Source organism: Microcoleus sp. N9_A2, from assembly GCF_036701775.1.
Classification (GTDB): domain Bacteria; phylum Cyanobacteriota; class Cyanobacteriia; order Cyanobacteriales; family Microcoleaceae; genus Microcoleus.
On record NZ_JAUBRH010000024.1, the window covers coordinates 1 to 20,355 of the forward strand.

Annotated in this window: 18 protein-coding genes and 1 pseudogene; 4 read left to right on the plus strand and 15 right to left on the minus strand. The window is 46.2% G+C overall.

Features of this window, described 5'->3' with window-relative positions:
• Positions 1–62: 62 nt before the first annotated feature.
• From QUA44_RS15655 to QUA44_RS15685, 7 genes and pseudogenes are all read right to left on the minus strand, one after another.
• Positions 63–1,220 (minus strand): annotated as a pseudogene (locus QUA44_RS15655) (RNA-guided endonuclease InsQ/TnpB family protein); the annotation flags it as partial.
• Between the two features lie 235 nt (positions 1,221–1,455).
• The gene (locus tag QUA44_RS15660) at positions 1,456–1,824 is read right to left on the minus strand and encodes an HNH endonuclease (RefSeq protein WP_333252400.1); all 369 of its coding nucleotides are present in this window, start codon (positions 1,822–1,824) and stop codon (positions 1,456–1,458) included.
• 75 nt (positions 1,825–1,899) lie between these two features.
• Complete coding sequence (locus QUA44_RS15665; RefSeq protein WP_333252399.1) at positions 1,900–2,523, minus strand: heme-copper oxidase subunit III; 624 nt, start codon at positions 2,521–2,523, stop codon at positions 1,900–1,902.
• A gap of 143 nt (positions 2,524–2,666) precedes the next feature.
• A complete protein-coding gene (gene ctaD, locus QUA44_RS15670; protein ID WP_333252398.1) occupies positions 2,667–4,472 on the minus strand; it encodes a cytochrome c oxidase subunit I in 1,806 nt (601 codons plus the stop codon).
• Positions 4,473–4,550: 78 nt separating this feature from the next.
• Positions 4,551–5,552, minus strand: coding sequence for a cytochrome c oxidase subunit II (locus QUA44_RS15675; protein ID WP_333252397.1), 1,002 nt, complete (start codon positions 5,550–5,552; stop codon positions 4,551–4,553).
• 222 nt (positions 5,553–5,774) lie between these two features.
• Complete coding sequence (locus QUA44_RS15680) at positions 5,775–6,533, minus strand: class I SAM-dependent methyltransferase (protein ID WP_333252404.1); 759 nt, start codon at positions 6,531–6,533, stop codon at positions 5,775–5,777.
• Positions 6,534–6,630: 97 nt separating this feature from the next.
• Entirely contained in the window at positions 6,631–7,647 is a 1,017-nt protein-coding gene (locus QUA44_RS15685; protein ID WP_333252403.1) for an LD-carboxypeptidase, read from the minus strand.
• A gap of 73 nt (positions 7,648–7,720) precedes the next feature.
• On the opposite strand from QUA44_RS15685, the gene QUA44_RS15690 reads away from it, so the two are divergent.
• Both QUA44_RS15690 and QUA44_RS15695 read left to right on the plus strand, forming a co-directional pair.
• A complete protein-coding gene (locus QUA44_RS15690; protein WP_333252396.1) occupies positions 7,721–9,154 on the plus strand; it encodes a carotenoid oxygenase family protein in 1,434 nt (477 codons plus the stop codon).
• Between the two features lie 828 nt (positions 9,155–9,982).
• A complete protein-coding gene (locus QUA44_RS15695; RefSeq protein ID WP_333252395.1) occupies positions 9,983–10,804 on the plus strand; it encodes an SDR family NAD(P)-dependent oxidoreductase in 822 nt (273 codons plus the stop codon).
• A 117-nt stretch (positions 10,805–10,921) separates the two neighbouring features.
• On the opposite strand, the gene QUA44_RS15700 is transcribed toward QUA44_RS15695, so the two are convergent.
• The 3 genes from QUA44_RS15700 to QUA44_RS15710 are packed head-to-tail and all read right to left on the minus strand — an operon-like array spanning position 10,922 to position 14,836.
• Positions 10,922–11,224, minus strand: coding sequence for a type II toxin-antitoxin system RelE/ParE family toxin (locus tag QUA44_RS15700; RefSeq protein ID WP_333252394.1), 303 nt, complete (start codon positions 11,222–11,224; stop codon positions 10,922–10,924).
• A 2-nt stretch (positions 11,225–11,226) separates the two neighbouring features.
• The gene (locus QUA44_RS15705) at positions 11,227–11,502 is read right to left on the minus strand and encodes a type II toxin-antitoxin system ParD family antitoxin (RefSeq protein WP_333252393.1); all 276 of its coding nucleotides are present in this window, start codon (positions 11,500–11,502) and stop codon (positions 11,227–11,229) included.
• A gap of 34 nt (positions 11,503–11,536) precedes the next feature.
• Entirely contained in the window at positions 11,537–14,836 is a 3,300-nt protein-coding gene (locus QUA44_RS15710; RefSeq protein ID WP_445243671.1) for a tetratricopeptide repeat protein, read from the minus strand.
• Between the two features lie 151 nt (positions 14,837–14,987).
• On the opposite strand from QUA44_RS15710, the gene QUA44_RS15715 reads away from it, so the two are divergent.
• Positions 14,988–15,251, plus strand: coding sequence for a hypothetical protein (locus tag QUA44_RS15715; RefSeq protein ID WP_333028109.1), 264 nt, complete (start codon positions 14,988–14,990; stop codon positions 15,249–15,251).
• 43 nt (positions 15,252–15,294) lie between these two features.
• On the opposite strand, the gene tsaB is transcribed toward QUA44_RS15715, so the two are convergent.
• From tsaB to QUA44_RS15730, 3 genes are all read right to left on the minus strand, one after another.
• Positions 15,295–15,954, minus strand: a complete 660-nt coding sequence (tsaB, locus tag QUA44_RS15720) for a tRNA (adenosine(37)-N6)-threonylcarbamoyltransferase complex dimerization subunit type 1 TsaB (protein WP_333252392.1) — start codon at positions 15,952–15,954, stop codon at positions 15,295–15,297.
• Between the two features lie 2 nt (positions 15,955–15,956).
• Complete coding sequence (locus tag QUA44_RS15725; protein ID WP_333252391.1) at positions 15,957–17,666, minus strand: serine/threonine-protein kinase; 1,710 nt, start codon at positions 17,664–17,666, stop codon at positions 15,957–15,959.
• A 307-nt stretch (positions 17,667–17,973) separates the two neighbouring features.
• On the minus strand, positions 17,974–18,222 hold the full coding sequence (locus QUA44_RS15730; protein WP_332984083.1) for a Ycf34 family protein: 249 nt from the start codon (positions 18,220–18,222) through the stop codon (positions 17,974–17,976).
• A 108-nt stretch (positions 18,223–18,330) separates the two neighbouring features.
• Here QUA44_RS15730 and QUA44_RS15735 point away from each other — a divergent pair, with 108 nt between their 5' ends.
• On the plus strand, positions 18,331–19,584 hold the full coding sequence (locus tag QUA44_RS15735; RefSeq protein ID WP_333089861.1) for a CCA tRNA nucleotidyltransferase: 1,254 nt from the start codon (positions 18,331–18,333) through the stop codon (positions 19,582–19,584).
• A 182-nt stretch (positions 19,585–19,766) separates the two neighbouring features.
• Here the strand turns inward: QUA44_RS15735 and QUA44_RS15740 are convergent, their stop codons facing one another.
• Complete coding sequence (locus QUA44_RS15740) at positions 19,767–20,117, minus strand: DUF952 domain-containing protein (RefSeq protein WP_333115320.1); 351 nt, start codon at positions 20,115–20,117, stop codon at positions 19,767–19,769.
• Between the two features lie 99 nt (positions 20,118–20,216).
• Positions 20,217–20,351 carry a hypothetical protein gene (locus QUA44_RS15745; RefSeq protein WP_333252390.1) on the minus strand — a complete coding sequence of 45 codons (135 nt, stop codon included), beginning with the start codon at positions 20,349–20,351 and terminating at the stop codon, positions 20,217–20,219.
• Positions 20,352–20,355: the final 4 nt, after the last annotated feature.

A 20,355-nucleotide genomic window follows, 5' to 3' on the forward strand; every position in this document is an offset into this window, starting at 1 on the left:
GATTACCCTGTAGAAGCCAGTCATCCCCCGATTTCTCGGTTTCGACTGAACGAATCGCACTTGTACGAAGCATTCACGTCAGAATTAATTAATTGACCCGTCGATGTTTTGTACAAACCACGCTTAATCCGTTTACCAGTAAACACAGGCTCTTTTTCTGTTTTACCGTAAACAGGAATTGGATCTAAACCCAGAAAGTTGGAGCGGGACGTGTAGGATTCTTCCTTCACAATTACCGTGATTCCCGCCAACCGAGCTTTGTACTTCAACATTTCAATTAATCGAGAGTGAGGAATGCTGACAAAGTTTTGATTAGTTCTATTCCCTAACTCGATTTCAGTTTTCCACTGGGCATTCTTGCCAATTACTAACGTCCCAATTTGTTCTGCTGTCAAACGATCAACAATCACACGACTGGTATGATGTAAGTAATTATCGACTTTCTGATTGCGACAGCGTGTTAATCGCTGAATCCGTGGTGAAGTTTTGCGATTTCCTCTCAATTGGGATTGTAATTTTGCTTGGCGTTTGTTGTAGAACTGGTTGATCGATTTTAATGGTCGCCCGTTAATCAACAAAGGGATAAATCCCGGTTGATTTGAAGTTAGCGCTACTAAATTATCCAGCCCCAAATCAATACTAGCTAAAGAGTTGGCCTCGCCAAGGGTGGACTCCGGTTCACGGAGACTACGCTCAGTACAAGCATCGTAAATTACCTCAATTACATAGGAATCACATTTCGGAACCAGTCTAACTTGGCAAACCTGGTCGGGGCTGACTTTGGTTTTAATTGAAAGCTCAGTACCCGAAAGCTTAATGATTCCCTTTTTCAACTGTTTGCTACTAATCGCTTGAATTGTGTAGATTAGAAGGTTTCGCCCTTTGATTTTATCTTTGTACTTTGGCAGTTTTGGGCGACCAGTGAATTTGGAAGAATCAGCCTTGTAAGCTTTAACCGCCTCAAAAAAAGATTTCCAATTCTTGTCTAGCACCATCAAGATTTGCTGGCTGACTTTGGCAGGCAAAGCCTTGTAGGCTTCATGAGACTTCATCAAGCGGTTCATTTCGTTATAACTGACATACTTCCATCCATAAATAAAGCTCTGACGAATGACGTAATTGGCGGCATTGTAGAGGTTTTTGGATTTGAAAGCTAATTCGTCAATTTGGGCGAAACGGTGTTCCGTTGATTTAATGATGTGCTTTTCTGTTAGCTGCATTTAAGGCTTCCATTTTTTAACCTATGTGTAGTTCACTCGACCACCATGATAAGATCATACTACCATTGTTTATAATTGCTTATAAACTCAACGAAGTTTTACAATACTAGGATTTACGCAAAAAAACCGGGTTGCTGTGCAAAATTGTGGGTTGGGAAACGAAAATTTTATGAATAAACCTGGTTTCAGACAGTAACTGTATCCAGGACTCTATATCTGATTTCTGGCTCTGCGCTCAAGCTTTTTTCCCGCGTACTTGAATGCGTTTGTCGGTTTTTTGTTTCTTAATCCAAGAGACAAATTTCTGGAGTTCAGGGTCATTTTTGAGCTTTTCCAGGGTGTTGAGCTCTTGGGCGAGGTGTTTGTTGTCAAATAGAGAGTGAATCTGGCGGTGACAAGCGGAGCAAATGTCGATTGTCGGGCTTGGATCTTCATTTTTCCGCTTGGTGTTTTGTTTGGGGATGAGGTGATGGGCGGTTAATGCTTCCATTTGTCGATCGCACAATTCGCACTGCATAATTTTCTCAATGCTGCTGGATACGAAAATTGCTACTTTTAGTTTAGCGCGATCGGCTTTGAGGAGGTGAATGAAGCTCCATCGCACTCTCCAAACAATAAAAAAACCCCCAATTGGGGGTCATACAAATCTCTTGTGGCAGAGGTTGAAAAGCCTCTGGGATCACAAAATATACAGTAACAGAAACAAAACAATCCAAATCACATCGACAAAGTGCCAGTAAATCTCAGTCGCTTCGATTCCGAAGTGGTGCTCACTAGAATAGTGACCTTGCGCGCGCGATCGCCACACCACCGCCACCATCAGCAGCACTCCTAACGTAACGTGCAAGCCGTGAAAGGCAGTCAAAACGTAAAAGCAACTGGCATACAAATTAGTCGTCAAGCCAAACTCTAAATGAGCGTATTCGTAAACCTGACCGAACAAGAAAACTGCCCCCATAGCAATAGTTACGAGCAGCCAATTACGCATTCCCACCGCATCATTTTTTTTGATTGCAGTATCCGCATTGTGAATCACAAAACTGCTAGCAATCAGAATTACCGTATTGATTCCCGGCAGCAATAACTCGCGATCGGGCGTACCTTCAGGAGGCCACACGGGGGCCATCGCCCGATAAATCAAATACGCGGCAAACATACCGAAAAATATCATGCCTTCAGCGCACAGGAAGACAATTACACCTAACATTCGGTGGTCGGGATGCTCTACACCGTGTGCTTCTACCTCCGCCTCGTGGTGGTAATTCAGGGCTGTTTTTGCCGGATCGATCGCTGGAATTTGCATAATAAATTGGTAATGAAGAAGTCAGTTGTCAGTTGTCAGTTGTCAGTTGTCAGTTGTCAGTAGGCATTAGTCATCAGTCAACAGTCAACAGTCAACAGTCAACAGTCAACAATGCCCAATGACTAATGCCTGATGACTAATAACTATTCGCCATCTTGACTTTCATCAGCAGGAGAATCAATATTTACCTCTGATTCAGGAGCGACCAAAGTTGCAGTACCGCCAAAGAAAGTTGAAGCTTGAGCCTCAGCAATAGGAATACCTGTTTTCTGGGCGTTACGGGTGGCATTTTCCCTCAGCTTGAGCCTGAGACGTTCCCCAGTATTCTGAATTTTTTCCATGCCGTAATCGTAAGGCCCCGTTGCCAATACCGGCACTCCTTCAAAATTTTCGATCGGGGGCGGCGAAGTCGTCATCCATTCCAAACTCAAAGCTTGCCAAGGATTGTCACCTGCTTTCGGGCCGTACCTCCAGCTCCAAATCACATTAATGATAAACGGGATTGTAGACACTGCCAGCATATAAGCACCGATCGTGCAAATGACATTAATTGTGGTAAATTTCGGGTCGTACATTGCCACCCGCCGAGGCATTCCTTGCATCCCCAAAGCGTGCATTGGTAGGAAAGTTACAGTAAAGCCAACATAGGTTAAAACAAAGTGAACTCTACCCCAAAATTCATTAATCATCCGCCCCGTCATTTTGGGGAACCAGTGGTAAAAAGCAGCGTAAATTCCAAACACTGAGCCGCCAAACAGCACGTAGTGTAGGTGAGCTACGACAAAATAAGTGTCGTGAACGTGAATGTCGAAAGGTACGGAAGCTACCATGATCCCGGTGATGCCGCCGAGGACAAATGTTGAGATAAAACCCATCCCAAATAGCATGGCGCTGACAAGCCGGAGTTTGCCTCCCCAAATTGTTGCCAACCAGCTAAATATTTTAATCCCAGTTGGTACGGCGATGATCATAGTGGTGATCATAAAAAACATCCGCAGCCAGCCGGGAGTACCGCTGGTAAACATATGGTGCGCCCACACGATCAAGCCCAAAAAGCTGATTGCGAGACTGGAATAGGCGATCGCCAAATAACCAAAAATTGGCTTGCGGGAATGCACCGGCAAAACTTCTGAAATCACCCCGAAAAAGGGCATAATCATAATGTAAACTGCCGGGTGCGAATAAAACCAGAATAAATGCTGGTAGACGATCGGATCGCCGTTGCCGGTGGGGTTAAAAAATGCCGTCCCCGCTAACAAGTCAAACGACAGCAAAATCAAAGCTGCGGCTAACACTGGAGTAGCAATCAAAGTCAGCGCTGAAGTCGCAATCATCGCCCAGCAAAACAAAGGCATATCATTGAGACCCATGCTCGGAACCCGCATGGTAAAGATGGTAACGGCAAAATTAACCGCCCCCAAAATTGAAGAAGTTCCTAGTATTAAGACGCTGAGAATCCAAATTTCTTCTCCGGCTTGAGCAGTAACTAAGCTCAAAGGCGGATAGGAAGTCCAACCCGCCTGTGGAGCTCCTACCAAAAAACTGCTCAACAGCAACACGCCGCCTACGGGAATCAGCCAAAAGGCGATCGCATTTAGCCGGGGAAATGCCATGTCTTTTGCCCCAATCATTAAGGGGATCAAAAAGTTAGCAAATCCGGCTCCGGCGGGCACAATCCACAGGAAGATCATCACCGTCGCGTGAACAGTAAATAAACTGTTGTAGAGTTCGGGGGTGACAAAATCGGAGTCGGGGGTGGCGAGTTCTGTTCGCACCAAAGTTGCCATCACGCCGCCGATTAGATAGAAAATAAATGTTGTGACTAGGTATTGAATACCGATGACTTTGTGGTCGGTATTAAAAGTGAAGTAGTCGCGCCAATGTCTATGGGCGGGCGCTGTTCCGCGAGCCTCAGTGTTTGCACTTTCTTGGAACTGTGCTTGTGTCATAGTTATTAGTCATTAGTTATTAGTCATTAGTTATTAGCTTAGGATAAAATACCCAGTGCCAGAAACTAATGACTATTTTTAGTGATGAGTTGGGTGAAGTTGTTCTAGGGTTTCGGAATTAATTTTTATTTCCCTGACGTAGGGAGCCAAAAATTCACCGTCTGACAATTCCCCAGGATTGACTGCAACTGCTTGCTCTAAGTTTTGACTGCTAGCAACTTGCTGGCTTTGCAGCCAACCGTCGAATTCTTCTGGCGTGTGAACGACTGCTACAGCTTTCATCGCTCCGTGATAAGCGCCACACAATTCAGCACAAACAACCCGGTATTCGCCGGTTTTAGTTGGTGTAAATCTCAGTTCGCTCGGCCGCCCAGGAATTGCATCTTGTTTGAGGCGAAATTCCGGCAGCCAAAATGCGTGCAGCACGTCTTGAGCTGAGATATTTAGCTGTACGTCGCGGTTGACTGGCATATGCAGTTCGCCGGAACTAACACCGCTTTCTGGATAGCTAAAAATCCAGGCGTACTGCAAACCTGTGACATTTACAACTAAGTCTGCTGGTTTGTTTTCATTTTCTGGGGAAGCGCCGACGCCTAGAGCCACAAGTTTTCTAGACGGAATTTGTGGGGTATTTTGACCTGTTTCTGAGAGTGTGGCGGCGATCGCACTTCCGCGCATTTTAGAGTGCGCTTGCATGGTGCCGTGGTCGTGATTGCCCATCGGATCGAGGCCTCCCATTGAGTTGTAAATCTCAAAACTGTAGACTCCGATTCCTAAAATAATCACCGCCGGCACGGCTGTCCAAAGAATTTCTAAAGGAAAGTTGTCATGCCAAGGCGGCCCGTCTGTGTTGTCTCCTGGACGGCGGCGATATTTAATTGCAGCAAAGATGAGAATTCCCTGGACCATGATAAATAGTCCAGTGGAAATGGTCATCATTGTATTGAATAGTGCGTCTATGTCGGATGCTTCGTCAGAGGCGGCGATCGGCATCAAACCGTGATTCTGCCCGTACCAGAGACTGATCAGAGTCACTACGATGCCGGCGAGCATGGTGAGGATGGAACTTGGAATGTTCACGCTGGTACTTCTTAATAGCGACACTTCTTCGCTTAAAAAATGAAAGAAGCGCCTCTGGGTTATCAAGTTTTAATTGTAAATGGTATTTTTAGTAAAATGTCTATCTTAAGGGTTACTTAAGGCTTAGTATGTTTGACTGAGCGATCGCCAGTGCACACAAATACGTCTTTTGTACCTTGACAAAAATGATTAAAAATGGTAAGCAATTGCTCTGTTTGGCTGCTAAATTTGAGATTGTTTCTCAAACACCATCAAATGCTGCTGGGGCAACATATCTTTTGTCTCTTTCCATACTAAACCGACGGCGGCCATTTCTTTTTTTACCTGCTTCTGCGTCATTTTGTGCAAACCTTTAATGGGAATCAGCGGGTTTTCGCCCCGATACTCGATCGATACCGTGCGGCCTCCCGGTTTGAGTGCTTTGACAATTCCTTGCATCATTTCTCTGGGATATGCAAATTCGTGATAAGCATCGACCATTACAACTAAATCTACGCTATTTTCCGGCAAATTCGGATTGTCCATACTTCCCAAAACTGGCTCAACGTTAGCGATATTTTTTTTTTTTTTATTCAATTCCAGAAAATTAATCATTTCCGGCTGCACGTCAACTGCTAAAACCTTTCCTTCTGGAACTAAGGGAGCGATGCGAAAGCTAAAATAGCCAGTTCCAGCTCCAATGTCGGCGACAATATCGGTTGGTTTTAAATCGAGATTGTTGACTAATCGAGCTGATTTTTCTTCCATGCCGCGAGACGGTCTTTCCAGCCAACCAGCGCCTTGATATCCCATGACTTGGGCAATTTCTCGACCCATGTAAAATTTGCCTGTTCCGTCGGGATTGTGGACGGTTCGCTGCTGGTAAATTGTGTCGCCATTTGCGGTTTTACTTGCTGCTGCACAGGCATTGAGCGGCAACAGGCAAATTATTGCTAAGATAATTGCTGCTAGCGGTTTGAGGAATTGTCGGTTTTTCACAATCGTCCTAATTGTATGTTTAATTTTTTCATTACCAGGCTCTGCGGGGTAATGCAGGAGCAGAGGAAGAGCTTCGCGAATATCGAGAATAGTTTAAAATTTAGCTGACAGCGGATTCTAACAATTTAATTGTACCAGAGTCAGCGTCAATTTCAACTTCTAGACCGATCGGCAAAGTGAACTTATCCCGAATGTGTCCCACCATTGAACCGTACCACGCGGGAATCTTCAAAGGGCGAATGTGGTCGGACAAGACTTGAGGTAAGGTTAGGGACTCTTGGGGTTTTTCAGCTTCGCACTTGGTACAGTCTCCGAAAATAAAACCGGATATTTTATCGAGAATGCCCGCTAATTTGAGCTGCGTCAACATTCTATCGATTCGATAAACTTCTTCGCCCACTTCCTCGACAAACAAAATACAATTTTCCCACTCCGGCAAATAAGCCGAACCCACCATTGCGGCTATTACTGATAAATTGCCACCAATTAGTTTTCCCCTAGCTCTTCCGCCCGTGATTGTTTGAACTGGCACGGTTTTGGAGTTTTGCATCGTAACAGAACCTCCGTCAAACAAAACTTTCTTGAGGTAATCTACTGTAAAGGGGCTCCAAGTTGACGCACCTAAAGGGCCGTGAAAAGTAACTATATTAGTTTTAGCATAAATCGCCAATAACAGCGCAGTAATATCGCTGAATCCCATAATAATTTTGGGATTGTTGCCGATAATATCGTAATCCAGGAGCGGCAATATCCGAGCACAGCCCCAGCCGCCCATCCCGGTAAAAATAGCTCGCACTGAGTCATCGGCAAAGGCTGCGTTGACATCGGCGGCGCGATCGGCATCCTTGCCTGCTAAATAGCCGTAGCGGTCGTAAAAATGCTCTCCCAATTTAACTTTTAATCCCAGCTTTTCGATAACTTTAAAAAAATCCTCGATTTCTTTTTTGTAGTTGAAAGCCGCAGGATTAATTAAAGCTACTGTATCGCCGACTTGCAGGCGGCGCGGCTTATCGATCGCACTTTTGGGAGATAGGTTGGTTTGGGCGAGGGGCAAAAGCTGAGTACCAATAGCAGTCAGCCCAAAAGTTGTGAGCAGAGCGCGGCGGCGGAGAGTCATAGCTGTTAGGTAATTTTTGCTATAATTGTATAGCAAAATCTCTGCCATATCAGTTTAAAATTGCGAGTTTACAATGAAAACCGACACTAAAATCTCAGCTAAAAAATCTTGGGCTAAAGCTTTAGCCCATCCTGCTGGAGAGTTTCCGCTGACTCAGCTATTGGTTAAAAGCGGTAAAATTCCCAACGGATTGCGCGGAACTCTCTACCGCAACGGGCCCGCACGTTTGCAACGCGGTGGCATGAATGCGGGACACTGGTTTGATGGCGATGGTGCAATTTTGGCAGTACATTTTACCGATGTCGGTGCTGCTGCTGTTTATCGCTACGTGCAAACACCGGGATATCAAGCTGAAGAAAAAGCCGATAAATTTCTCTACCCTAATTACGGCATGACAGCACCGGGCCCTGCGTGGCTGCGGTGGACTAAATCTGTGAAAAATGCTGCCAATACTTCAGTTTTAGCTTTGCCCGATCGTCTTTTAGCTTTGTGGGAAGGCGGCTTGCCTCACAGCCTGGATTTGCAAACATTGGAAACTCAGGGAACGGACGATTTAGGAAGTTTAGAGAGCGGATCTTCTTATTCAGCTCACTGCAAGCGCGACCCGATTACTGGGAATATTTTTAACTTTGGAATTACACAGGGTGCTAGTACAAAGTTGAATCTCTATAAAAGCGATAGTACAGGCAAAATATTCCAAAAAGCAACAATTGCTTTAGATGGAATTCCGATGATCCACGATTTTGTTTTTGCAGGGAAGTATCTCATATTTTTTGTGCCACCGATGCGACTAAAACCTTTATCGGTTTTAGCTGGAATTAGCAGTTACAGCGAGTCTTTTGAATGGAAACCCGAGTTAGGAACGCAGATATTAGTTGTTGACTCGGAAACTCTGTCTTTAGTTAGTTGCGGCGAAACCGAACCTTGGTTCCAGTGGCATTTTGCTAACGGTTTTGTCAAGGAAGATGGTTCGGTGGCTGTAGATTTTGTGCGCTTCGCTGACTTTCAAACTAATCAGCGGCTGAAAGAAGTAGCGGCGGGTGAAACTCGCACCGATGCGGAGGGGACTCTGTGGCGGGTTCATCTCAATCCTCAAACTGGCAAAGTGACAGCAGCCGAAGAATTGCTGGATCAAGCTTGCGAGTTTCCGATCGTACCTGCTTCAGAAATAGGGCAAGACGCACGATATATCTATCTGGCAATGTATCGGCCTGACGTTGATATTGTAGCGGAACGTTATGGTGCGATCGCCCGTTTGGACACGCAAAGCCGCAATCTCACAATTGCCGACTTGGGCGAAAATCGCTATCCCACAGAGCCCATCTACGTTCCAGATATTTCCTCGGAGAAAGGTTGGATAGTAACAGTTGTTTACGACGGCAATTCTGACAGCAGCGAAGTCTGGATATTTGACAGCGACGGACTTTCCCGCGAACCTGTTTGCCAGCTAGAACTACCTGGTGTCATACCTTTGGGCTTTCACGGCACTTGGAAATCGGCAGTCTGAGAAAATTGTAAAGAAGTGTTACGGAAGATTTATTAAAAATTGTTGCCGCTTCTGTGTCAAGTTGTTAAGGTGTGTGTAGATAGGAAATTCTCATATCTAGGAGGTGTGGAATTGATAATCTGCATTGCTCAATTATCCTGTGCCAATTCGCACGAATCCCCGGCGATTGTAAGTCGCGGTTGCACAGGATATCGTCTGCCTCTGCGGACTAAAAAAAGAGGGGTAATTAAGCCCTGGCGAATAACCCATCCCGGCGAATATTCCCGGCCAATTTATTCGCAGCTACACAGGCAAAGTCCGCCTCCACGCAGTGAAGAAAGAGGGGTTCTCCAACCCCGGTAAATGACAAATTTGCGGTGAATATCCCCGGTGAATAAATTCGCGGCTACGCAGGCAAAGTCCGCCTCCGCCGACTGAACAAATCCCCGGCGGATAACCAATCTCCGGCCAGTTTATTCGCGGCTACACAGGCAAAGTCCGCCTCCGCGAACTGAATAAAAGCGGTAATAAAGCCCGCTTGGCCAGGATTTATGACTAGGTTTGCCCATCTCAGCTTTGTCTGCTGGCATGAGGTTACAAGACCAGATAATTAACTGATTTCTGGCAAACCCAAAGTTTAGTTCAGCTCACGCGCACGTTAGCGATTCAACAGTTTTTGGTTTTGAGTTAACCCCACAAGTAAATGAGGTCTATCGAAACAAGATAGCCTTTTCAACAATTATGAATTATGAGTTGTTACCGCCAAAACATTCAACTCATAACTAATAATTCACAACTCACAACTCATAACTCCGTGCCGCGGTGAGCATCTACCAAAAGGTTTAATCTATGCAACTTCAAGGAAAAACAGCTCTTGTTACAGGAGCTTCGCGCGGAATTGGGCGATCGATCGCCCTGGAATTAGCCAGACAAGGAGTCAAACGTTTGTTGATTGTGGCGCGCAACCGCAAGCAATTAATTGAACTGGCAGAGGAAATCGATGTTTTTGGCACAGAAGTAGTGCCGTTAGCTTTGGATTTAACTCAGTCAGTAGCGGTGAATATTGCGATCGCCCAAGCTTGGCGAGATTGCGGCCCGATCCACCTGCTAGTCAACTGTGCAGGCGTCGCGCACCAAGCATCATTCTTGCGTTCCCCGCTGCCATTAATCGAGGAAGAAATCGCCTTGAATTTGCTGGGAACCTACACAATTACCCGCTTGATAGCTCGCAGAATGGCGGCGCAAGAAGACGGAACAATCGTCAATGTTTCGAGCTTGATGGGCAAAATTGCTGCTCCGACAATGGCAACTTATTCTGCTACCAAATTTGCCATTTTGGGATTTACTCAAGCTTTGCGTAGCGAGTTAACTCAGTACAATGTTCGAGTCACTGCTTTGCTACCATCTCTAACAGATACGGACATGGTGCGAGACTTGGAGCAATTTCGCTGGGTAGTGCCCACAACTCCCGAAAAAGTTGCCCTAGCGCTTGTCGCGGGATTGCACAAAGATGCGCCGGAAATTTTGGTAGGATACCAAAGTCATTTAGCGGTTTGGTGTCACCGAATTGCTCCTTGGTTGCTGGATTTTGTGTTGCGGATGGCGACTCCAGAACTTCGGGATAAATCGCGGGGCCGTAAATTGCGGGAGGCTTTAGCTAGCGGGCGATAAACCCTTTTATGGGCGGGCTCTCCGGCCCACCCCACAAGAAAACTCATTCTTTTGTGGAACGGGCATCTTGCCCGTTCCTAAGCGCACCTTACATTTGGCAAACACTCTAACTGTTAGTCACTCATCCTCATCAAAAAATAGCGATGGTAAATCCCGTTCTCCCCTCACCACCCTGATAATTTCAATTCCACTGTCTATCGCCCGATAAAGAATAATGTAACCCATGAGAGGAAGCCCCCGCACAGAAGCAGCTACTTCCTCGTAACTACGACCCATCTTAGGAAAGTTAATTAAATTGCGACACTTTCGATTGAACTCCTCGACAAACTGTTCTCCGGATTCAATATTTCTAGCTGCAAAGTAATCGGAAATTTCATCTAAATCGCGACTAGCTTCTGGAGAAACAATGTAGCGACTCATCTTTAGTTCTCCCGCATTTTCCGAAATTTTTCCTGCAATCTTGCTATGACTATTTCTCCATCAATCCCTTCACCGCGATCGAGTTGAGCTATTCCTCTTGATACTTTTGGTCGCGTTTCTTCTACCCATTTTTGATAGCTGTTGCTCTCTTTGGGCTCGCTGTTGTCGGCTAGGAGTTCTAATGCCGCTGCGATTACCTCCTCCGCCGAATGATATCTGCCACTTGTAACTTGTGCTTCTATGAATTTTTCCTGCTCAGGCTTGAGAGTAATTTTCATGGGGGTTTACCTCTGAGAACCTTTAGCTATTATATCATTTCCACTCCCCTTGCAAGGTAAAAGCCGCCCAATAATAGGGCGACTTCCATTTTTCCTGCTGCATCATTTCGATCTGCGCCGCCCTCAAAGCTGCCGCCGGCGCTAACTTTTGTTGCAGCATTTTTTGATAAAACTTTTGCATTAACACAGCAGTTCCTTCATCATCCACACTCCACAAACTCACCGCTACCCGCTGAGCACCTGCATACATAAAACCCCTTGTTAATCCCACCATTCCTTCGCCTTTAACATTCTGTCCCATGCCCGATTGACAAGCACTTAAAACTACTAAATTTGCTGACAGTTTCAAGTTGAAAATATCGGTGAGGCGCAAAAAACCATTGACAAGATTGCCCTTGTCATCTACCATCGACATCACCATTCCTGACAGTTCGGGATTTTTACTGTTGGCAAGGCCGTGGGTGGCTAAGTGAATGATTTGATAATTGACTAAATTTCCATCGGTAGCGGTAGTGCGACTGGCATCAAAATCAAATATTTGACGGCTAGAAGCTGAGGGGAATAAGCTGGATATTGTTTGGGCTTCTTGGCGGGTAAATGGTAGACGATCGGGGGGCCATTTTATCTCGGAAGCGCGAACCGAGCGATTTAAACCGAGGTTATTTGCTTCTAATTTTTCTGTTGTTGCTTGGGTGATTTTTCCTTTAATTCTTTCATCGTCTGGACTGAAAACAGGGTCTGCTAAAATTGCTAAAGTTTGGGTGGGCGGTTTTCTATCTCCGTAATTTTGCCTGAGAATAGCGAGAGTTGAGGCGGAAGGCAGGGTAATAATTTCATGTTCGGCAATTAAGGGAACATTGGTATTTTGTCCGGCGGTAGTGGCAAGAGTTAAAGCTGGGAAAGGGGTATAGTGCAGCACGCCGTCGGGAACAATTAATAAGCGTTTGTTTCCTAATTGGGCTGCGGCGGGCTGTAAAATTAATTGACCCAGATTGGCACTCGCTTCGGCAACTTTTTGGGGAATATCTCTCTGAGTTGGGCTAGTTACTGCGTCTCGGAAATTGCGGGCTGCTGTTTCAATGTCTGCGCGTTTTGGCAATTCATAGCTAGTTAGCCCGGTTGATGTCACAACCCACAAATAACTGCGGTCTGGGCCGAGGGAATACTGCAATAAAATCGTGTTGTCATCGAGAATCTGTTTCTGAATTTCTGTCAGTGTTAAAGGTTGGGGTTGGGTGAGGGCAGCGTAGCGGGAGCTGGCGGTACGAATCTTGGCTTGAAGTTGCTGATATTGTTCCAAAAGTGCGAGGCGCTGTTTGTCAATTTCATCGATTTTAGTTGGATTGGGGTTGGGGCTGCTGATTGTTTCGATGCGCTGCTTTTCAATGGCATCGAGTTGCTGTTGCAGGCTCTTTTCTTGTTGCAGTAAATCGGGGGAAATACCTTCGCGAATGTTGGCGTTACTTTCTTGGAGAAGTTCGAGGAGACTGCGGGCTCTCGAATGTTCGCTGGCTTCTAAGGCTTTGGTATCATAACCGGATTTAGGATTAGTTTTATGCAGTTGCATTAACAAATCGATGTAGAATTCGTAGTAGTTTTGGACGGTGGCAAAGTATGAGCTGCGGAGTTCTGGGCTGGCTATTTTGGTGCGGAGGTTTTCGATGATTTTGATAGAGGACTCAATGTCGTTGAGGGCTTCGCGAAGATTATTTTGGTCGCGTTTGACAAAAGCCCTGTTGTAAAGGGTGACGGCTTCCCCGCTGCGATCGCCTACTGCCCGACTCAGGGGCAGCGACTGGCTGTAATACTCTAGCGCTTTCTGTTTTTCTCCCAAATCTGAGTAGACGGTGCCGATGTTGTTGAGGGTGGCAGCTTCCCCGCTGCGATCGCCTACTGCCCGTCTCAGGGGCAGCGACTGGCTGTAATACTCTAGCGCTTTCTGTTTTTCTTCCCATTCTGAGTAGACATTGCCGATGTTGGTGAGGGTGACGGCTTCCCCGCTGCGATCGCCTACTGCCCGTCTCAGGGGCAGCGACTGGCCCAAATACTCTAGCGCTTTCTGTTTTTCTCCTAAATCTGAGTAGACAATGCCGATGTGGCTGAGGGTGACGGCTTCCCCGCTGCGATTGCCTACTGCCCGAAACAGGGGAAGCGACTGACTAAAATACTCTAGCGCCTTCTGTTGTTCTCCCAATTCTAAGTAGACTACGCCGATGTTGTTGAGGGTGATGGCTTCCCTGCTGCGATTGCCTACTGCCCGACTCAGGGGCAGCGACTGGCTGTAATACTCTAGCGCCTTCTGTTTTTCTCCCAATTGTGAGTAGACATCGCCGATGTTGGTGAGGGTAACAGCTTCCCCGCCGCGATCGCCTACTGCCCGAAACAGAGGAAGCGACTGGCTGTAATACTCTAGCGCTTTCTGGTTTTCTCCCAAGTCTGAGTAGACAGTGCCGATGTTGGTGAGGGTAACAGCTTCCCCGCCGCGATCGCCTGTTGCCCGAAACAGGGGCAGCGACTGGCTGCAATACTCTAGCGCCTTCTGTTGTTCTCCCAATTCTGAGTAGATACCGCCGATGTTGTTGAGGGTGGTAGCTTCCTCACTGCGATTGCCTACTGCCCGAAACAGGGGAAGCGCCTGACTAAAATACTCTAGCGCTTTCTGTTGTTCTCCCAATTCTGAGTAGATACCGCCGATGTTGATGAGGGCGTAAGCTTCTTCACTGCTATCGCCTGTTGCCCGAAACAGGGGAAGCGACTGACTAAAATACTCTAGCGCTTTCTGTTGTTCTCCCAATTCTGAGTAGATACCGCCGATGATTCTGAGGGCGAGAGCTTCGGCACTGCGATCACCGAGGATTCGAAATAGGGGAAGGGACTGGCTGTAACACTCTAGCGCTTTCTGTTGTTCTCCCAAGTGTGAGTAGACGGTGCCGATGTTGTGGAGGGTGGCAGCTTCCCCGCTGCTATCGCCTGTTGCCCGAAACAGGGAAAGCGACTGGCTGTAATACTCTAGCGCCTTCTGTTGTTCTCCCAATTCTGAGTAGAGTAAGCCGATGCTCGTGAGGATACCAGCTTCTTGATAGCGAGCACCCGCTCTTCTATACACCTTTAATACTTCTTCAAGTTTGAAGATCGCATTTCTTTTTGAGTCCGCTGTTTCTTGCTGGACAAGTTTCTCTGCCTCTTTATATACTTTTTTGGCAGCCTCACTACTGTTAGTTTGTGCCGTGTGTACGACTTTGCCAACGGACACGGCTGCTGCAACTGGCTGACTTAGCTGAACCGAAAGTGCGATCGACATACCAGCCAAAACCCATTGAGTGCGATCGAACATAGCCACCCCTTTTGTATTTTTGTCAATCTTAATCACTAGCTCGCTTAGTGTAAAGGCAGGAAGAAGTCAGGGCGATCGGCATTTTTGCTAGAGTTAACGAGTAGGTGCGATTCCCTGCGGGATCGCTACGCCGCGCGTACTTTTTCCCAGCATGAACAACATCCTAACTACCCCCGATCCGGTAACAACCCACTGGGATTGCCCCGAATGCGGCGGCACCGGTACCCTCAGCCCAGAAATTTGCCCTGTTTGTCTCGGAGCAAAATACATCGATCTCGCAACAATAACTAACTGGATGCTCGATTTTATGGAATCTCGTGGCTGCGATCGAGCTGAGATCGATCGATTGCGAACCGAAAGCCCAGACCCCCTAACATTAACTTTTTGCCTCGAAGTTTGTATCGCCCTTAAATAAACAATTTACCAGTTACCAATTACCAATTCCCTATTCCCAATATTCAGTGTCCCTTAACCGGATGTTGACCGTAAAAAGGCAAAGCATCCGACCAATCAGGACGACTTCCTTGTTTCCACTCCAAATAAGCCAATTCCAACACACTAGAAACCGACCAACCCAACTCGCTGCCAACTTCAATTAACTGATAAGAATTTTCCCAACTTTCCAACTTTTCCTGCCAGGATTCCGCCGTCATTACAGTATCGGTAAACAACTCAGTTAAACCAGAATCTTTGTTAACTGAATAAACCGCGCCAAACAATTGATCCCGCTGTGCAGGCATTTGCAGCGCAATATCCTGATTTGAGGTAGATTTTTTACTGCTGCTGCAAGCGACAGCCGCCAAAGTTGAAACCGCAAAAACCGGAATATCCAACTGTTGAGCTAAAGTGCGCGCCGTCACCATACCCATCCGAGTGCCCGTGAAACCTCCTGGCCCCTTCGCCACTGCAATAAAAGCCAAATTCGCCCAAGTTTGCGGCTGAATAAACTCGACTAAATACTGATGCAAATGAGTTGCTAAATCGCGATCCAAATTCCACGTTTGGCAGCGAGAATCCCCGGCAAAATTGCTGATGGCTAAACCGAGTTCGCGACTCGCTGTGTGCAGGGCTAAGCCATATTTTTTAACTGATGTTCTGTCTTGGGGATTGCTATTCACGATTACTGATAATTTTCCTTAACAAAAAACAGAGGCAAAGCCACAACTAAGCAACCCAAAAGAACGCCAAATATTCCCGTATTTAAAATTCTTGAATTACCCATGCCACCAGTTATTAAAAACAGCAATACTAAACTTGCAAATAAATTTTTATTTGCAAATTCTTTTTGTTGGGAAACTTGATGCTTCACCGTCATAAAACCAGAAGCAACTATTAGCGCGAACCAAGAATTAAAAATTACTATTTGAGAGCCAAAGATAAACCAAACTAAGGCAAACATTAGCGTATCTAGCCAAAAATCCTGAGTTTTCAACTTCGGCAGCCAAAATTCTTGGGTAGCAACAGGGGCGATTTTTTTGACTAATTGATTGTGTTGCAGCCGCACGAGTTTGTTTCTCAATTGAATCTTGGGATCGATTTGCAATATTTGCTTCCACTCCGGGCGACGAGAATTGTTGAGTCTTCCCAAAAGCTTCACGGCTGCGACTTTATTTAACTCCAAATCGGTGAGTCTGGTGGCAATTATTTGAGATAAGTGCGGATAGTAAACGGGGTTGTCTTCGGTTCTGTTGATGACGATATTGAGCTGTTGCTTGGCTTGACTGACTTGGATTGTAACATTGTACGGGGCGATCGCCTCTTGTAAAGCTTGCTGAATTTCGGCTTGCTGTTGGCGAGTGAAAAGCGACACACCGGGCGCAGGTGTAACCACCCGTTCTGCGGGCGTTTCCGGCGCGTCTAGCATCGGCTGTGCGTCTAAATACACGGGTTGGGGATTCAAGTGCCGGATGACTGCTGATGCTGAGCTGTAGCGCCGATTGGTGGCACTTTGAAGCATGGTGTCGAGGATGCGGCCGAAATCATCGCTAACAGCAGTCTTCAAATAATTTCGCCAAGCCCAAGAATCCTCGGTGCTGTCGAACAAATCGAAGGGAGGAATGTGAGTCAGCAAGTGAATGCAGGTAACGCCCAAACTGTAGATATCGCTGGCAAAAACTGCTTTTCCCATCAATTGTTCTGGGGCTGTATAAGCAGCACTGCCGATGATTGTACCTGTTTGCGGCAACCCGGTTGCTGTTACTTTCTTAGCTGCACCAAAGTCTACTAAAACGATATCTTTTTGGAAAGGAGAGGGTTGATAGGAACTTTCTAAGGCTGGTAAAGGAGTTGGAGATAGTCGGCGGCGAATGATATTTTCTGGTTTGATATCGCGGTGAATAACTTTGGATTTGTGGACGAAGTGGAGCACTGGCAATAAATCGTTGAGGATTTGCCGAATTTGATTTTCGGTGAATGCTCCTTTTTGTTCTAATTCTCTGGCTAGGTTTTTGCCGTCTATAAATTCTTGTACTAAATACTGTCTCCCGTCTTGTTCAAAATGCGCGATTAATTCTGGAATCTGGGGATGTTTTCCCAAGGTTTCTAGCTGGGCGGCTTCTTGGTGAAATAGTTGAGCGGCTTTTTCTGCTGCGGTATTTTGCTGCAAAAATTGCTTGATTACGCACTGCGAAAAAATCAGGGGTTTGGTTTCATCAACTGCTAGAAATGTTCGGCCAAAGCCTCCTTGCCCGATCGCCTTTATGGTACGGTAGCGAGATGCTGAGGGCGATTGTTCGTTAGTTAACAACAATTTTGAGCCACAACTTTGGCACAATTCTGCATCACCTGGGTTTTGCGGATTCTGACAAGTTGGGTTTAAGCAATAGCTCATTTGATTTTAGATTTTAGATTTTAGATTTTAGATTTTAGATTTAGGAATTGGGCATTGGCCAAACAGGGCATTGGGCATTGGCCAAACAGGGCATTGGGCATTGGCCAAACATGGCATTGGTAATTGGTAATTGGTAATTGACAACCCCAAGCTAGTAACACATAACTAATGACAAACGATTCATGACCAGTGACAAATAACGTTCGCTAGGGGCTGAAAGCACTGATAACTAATGACTGATGACTGATGACTAATGACTAATGACTGATGACTGATGACTACTGCCAACTGCCAACTGACTAATAACTTAAGTCGGTACGAGTTCGCCGGGCCGCAATTTTGCCCATTTACCGGTCTCTTGCTTGAAACTTTCACAGCCGACTACATCCCATTCCATTTCAATTTCGTCTTGGCGGGGGCGGATATTGACGTTGATGGTGGGTTCTACGGGGTCGAAATCGGGTGTTTCGGTGAGGTGGATTTGTTCGTGCTGTCCTTCTACGGCGTGGTAGGTGAAGCAGCGGTCTACATAGTGGCAGTTAATACAAATACACATTCTTGATATCCTCTGTGCATTTCAAAAAGATTGGTGAAATTTGAGCTTTCTGTTAATCTAGCGTAGCAAGAGTTTAATTGTTTGTAAGGAAAGTAGATTTTTGTTGCGATGCCGATTAATTTGCCAACTGCGCTATCTCCTGAGACTTGGCCGTTCGATTTGGAACTGCTGACACCGCCTGTTTATCTGGTGGGCGGTGCGGTGCGGGATGCGCTGCTGGGACGCCGATCGCACTATTTTGATTTGGATTTCGTTATGCTAACACGGGCGGTGAAGACTGCTCGAAAAATTGCCGATCGCACGAAAGGCGGATTTGTCTTGTTGGATGCGGAACGACAGATTGCGCGGGTGGTGTTTGCGGGCGGTACGGCGGATTTTGCGGAGGCTTTGGGGGGGAGTCTGGAGGGGGATTTGTTGCGCCGGGATTTTCGGATAAATGCGATCGCCTGCAATCCTTTTACCGGAGAAATCATCGATCCTTTGGACGGTCAAACTGATTTGCGGTTGGGTTTGCTGCGGATGATTTCGCGATCGAATTTGGAAGACGATCCGCTGAGGTTATTAAGAGCTTACCGCCAAGCGGCGCAGTTGGGTTTTGCGATCGAACCGGAAACTCAATCTGCGATTCGAGAATTAGCGCCGTTGTTGAGTCGGGTGGCGGTGGAACGGGTGCGGACGGAATTAGGTTATTTGTTGAGCAATCATAACGGTATTCCTTGGATTTGTCGCGGTTGCGAAGATGGTTTGTTTTCGATTTGGTTTGCAAGTGCGATCGACCGTTTCGATATCTTGACAAAAATCGACTCCTGTGCTGCTGATTTGGCGGCAATTTATCCAGACTTGGGGAGAGAATTTGGGCGATCGATTCGAGATACAATTAAAACGCCGTTGTTGGCAGTTGGGAAGTTGGCTATTTTAGCAAATTCCGACCCGACAATCGCTGAAACAGAGTTGCTGCGGTTGAAGTACAGCAATGCAGAGATTAAAAGTGCGATCGGGCTTTTGAAATACTTGCCCAAACTGCAAGCAAAACCGATTGCAGAAATGTCCTTGCGAAAACAATATTTTTTGTTTCGGGATGTAGGAATAGTATTTCCAGTTTTAGCAGTTTTAGCCCTAGCCGCGGGAGTCGCAGTTGATGATATTTCCCTGCTAATTAATCGCTACCTCGATGCCGATGACATTATCGCTCATCCCACCCAATTAGTTAGCGGCAATGAGTTAATGGAATCTTTGAATATTCCCAGAAGTCCGCTCATCGGTCAATTATTAATGGAGATTCAATTAGCGCGGGTAGAAGGGAGAATTGCGACTCGCGAAGAGGCGCTGAAACTGGCCGCCGACTTGATTGAAGTTGATTAATATTTGGGAAATATCGCAACAACAGTCTTGCTAGAAGCCAGTTCACCAACCATCTGTAATTCACATCCCAAATATCTATCAACCAGCCCCAGCGATCATCTGTAAATGCGTCTACATTTATCTGCGTTGCATCTGCTTGACATCTGCGGTTTAATTATCAATCTAAAAACAATGCAATAAGTTTATTTAAGGCTGGCTGTTAATTCGGCCGGCAATTGAAACTTACCATCTGCACCCGCTTCCAACTCAAAAAATTGCAAGACAGCATCAACATTCAGCGGCCCGTAAATGTGCGGGTAATCTTCACCAGCGGCAAATTCATACTTAACTTCAGATTCTACTTTCTCCGAATCAATCCACAGCAGCAACAATCCTGTTTGTCCCACAAAAAATTTATTAGCAGATTTCACAACTTGCGGCAAAGTCGAACAGTGGATAAATCCTTCAGTATCTAGCGTATCCCCGCGATAGAATTGCACTTGTTTGGCTTGTTCCCACTGTTGGCTGCGGGTGATGTGAAAGATAACGCTCATAATTAGATTGGTTTTAAGTGCGACTGGTACAAAACTTACAAATGCGGGGTCAAAAACTCGGTTTCTGTACCAAAATATTTCGCTATTAGCGACAATTTTTCAAAGAAACCGGATTTTTTTGCCTTCGTTGCGCCGCAGTACAATTCGACAAGGAAAACTCCCGCCGCAACTTACTGTCAGCGTCTTAATTTTAGCACCGATCGCCCGCGCTGCACCCGGAGCCACGCCAGTCATTTTT

Bases quoted from the DNA above. Each gene is read 5' to 3' on its own strand.
- QUA44_RS15665 (WP_333252399.1), bottom strand. From the start codon at position 2,523: ATGCAAATTCCAGCGATCGATCCGGCAAAAACAGCCCTGAATTACCAC.
- ctaD (WP_333252398.1), bottom strand. From the start codon at position 4,472: ATGACACAAGCACAGTTCCAAGAAAGTGCAAACACTGAGGCTCGCGGA.
- QUA44_RS15685 (WP_333252403.1), bottom strand. From the start codon at position 7,647: ATGACTCTCCGCCGCCGCGCTCTGCTCACAACTTTTGGGCTGACTGCT.
- QUA44_RS15690 (WP_333252396.1), top strand. From the start codon at position 7,721: ATGAAAACCGACACTAAAATCTCAGCTAAAAAATCTTGGGCTAAAGCT.
- QUA44_RS15695 (WP_333252395.1), top strand. From the start codon at position 9,983: ATGCAACTTCAAGGAAAAACAGCTCTTGTTACAGGAGCTTCGCGCGGA.
- QUA44_RS15700 (WP_333252394.1), bottom strand. From the start codon at position 11,224: ATGAGTCGCTACATTGTTTCTCCAGAAGCTAGTCGCGATTTAGATGAA.
- QUA44_RS15705 (WP_333252393.1), bottom strand. From the start codon at position 11,502: ATGAAAATTACTCTCAAGCCTGAGCAGGAAAAATTCATAGAAGCACAA.
- QUA44_RS15710 (WP_445243671.1), bottom strand. From the start codon at position 14,836: ATGTTCGATCGCACTCAATGGGTTTTGGCTGGTATGTCGATCGCACTT.
- QUA44_RS15715 (WP_333028109.1), top strand. From the start codon at position 14,988: ATGAACAACATCCTAACTACCCCCGATCCGGTAACAACCCACTGGGAT.
- QUA44_RS15725 (WP_333252391.1), bottom strand. From the start codon at position 17,666: ATGAGCTATTGCTTAAACCCAACTTGTCAGAATCCGCAAAACCCAGGT.
- QUA44_RS15730 (WP_332984083.1), bottom strand. From the start codon at position 18,222: ATGTGTATTTGTATTAACTGCCACTATGTAGACCGCTGCTTCACCTAC.
- QUA44_RS15735 (WP_333089861.1), top strand. From the start codon at position 18,331: ATGCCGATTAATTTGCCAACTGCGCTATCTCCTGAGACTTGGCCGTTC.
- QUA44_RS15740 (WP_333115320.1), bottom strand. From the start codon at position 20,117: ATGAGCGTTATCTTTCACATCACCCGCAGCCAACAGTGGGAACAAGCC.
- QUA44_RS15745 (WP_333252390.1), bottom strand. From the start codon at position 20,351: ATGACTGGCGTGGCTCCGGGTGCAGCGCGGGCGATCGGTGCTAAAATT.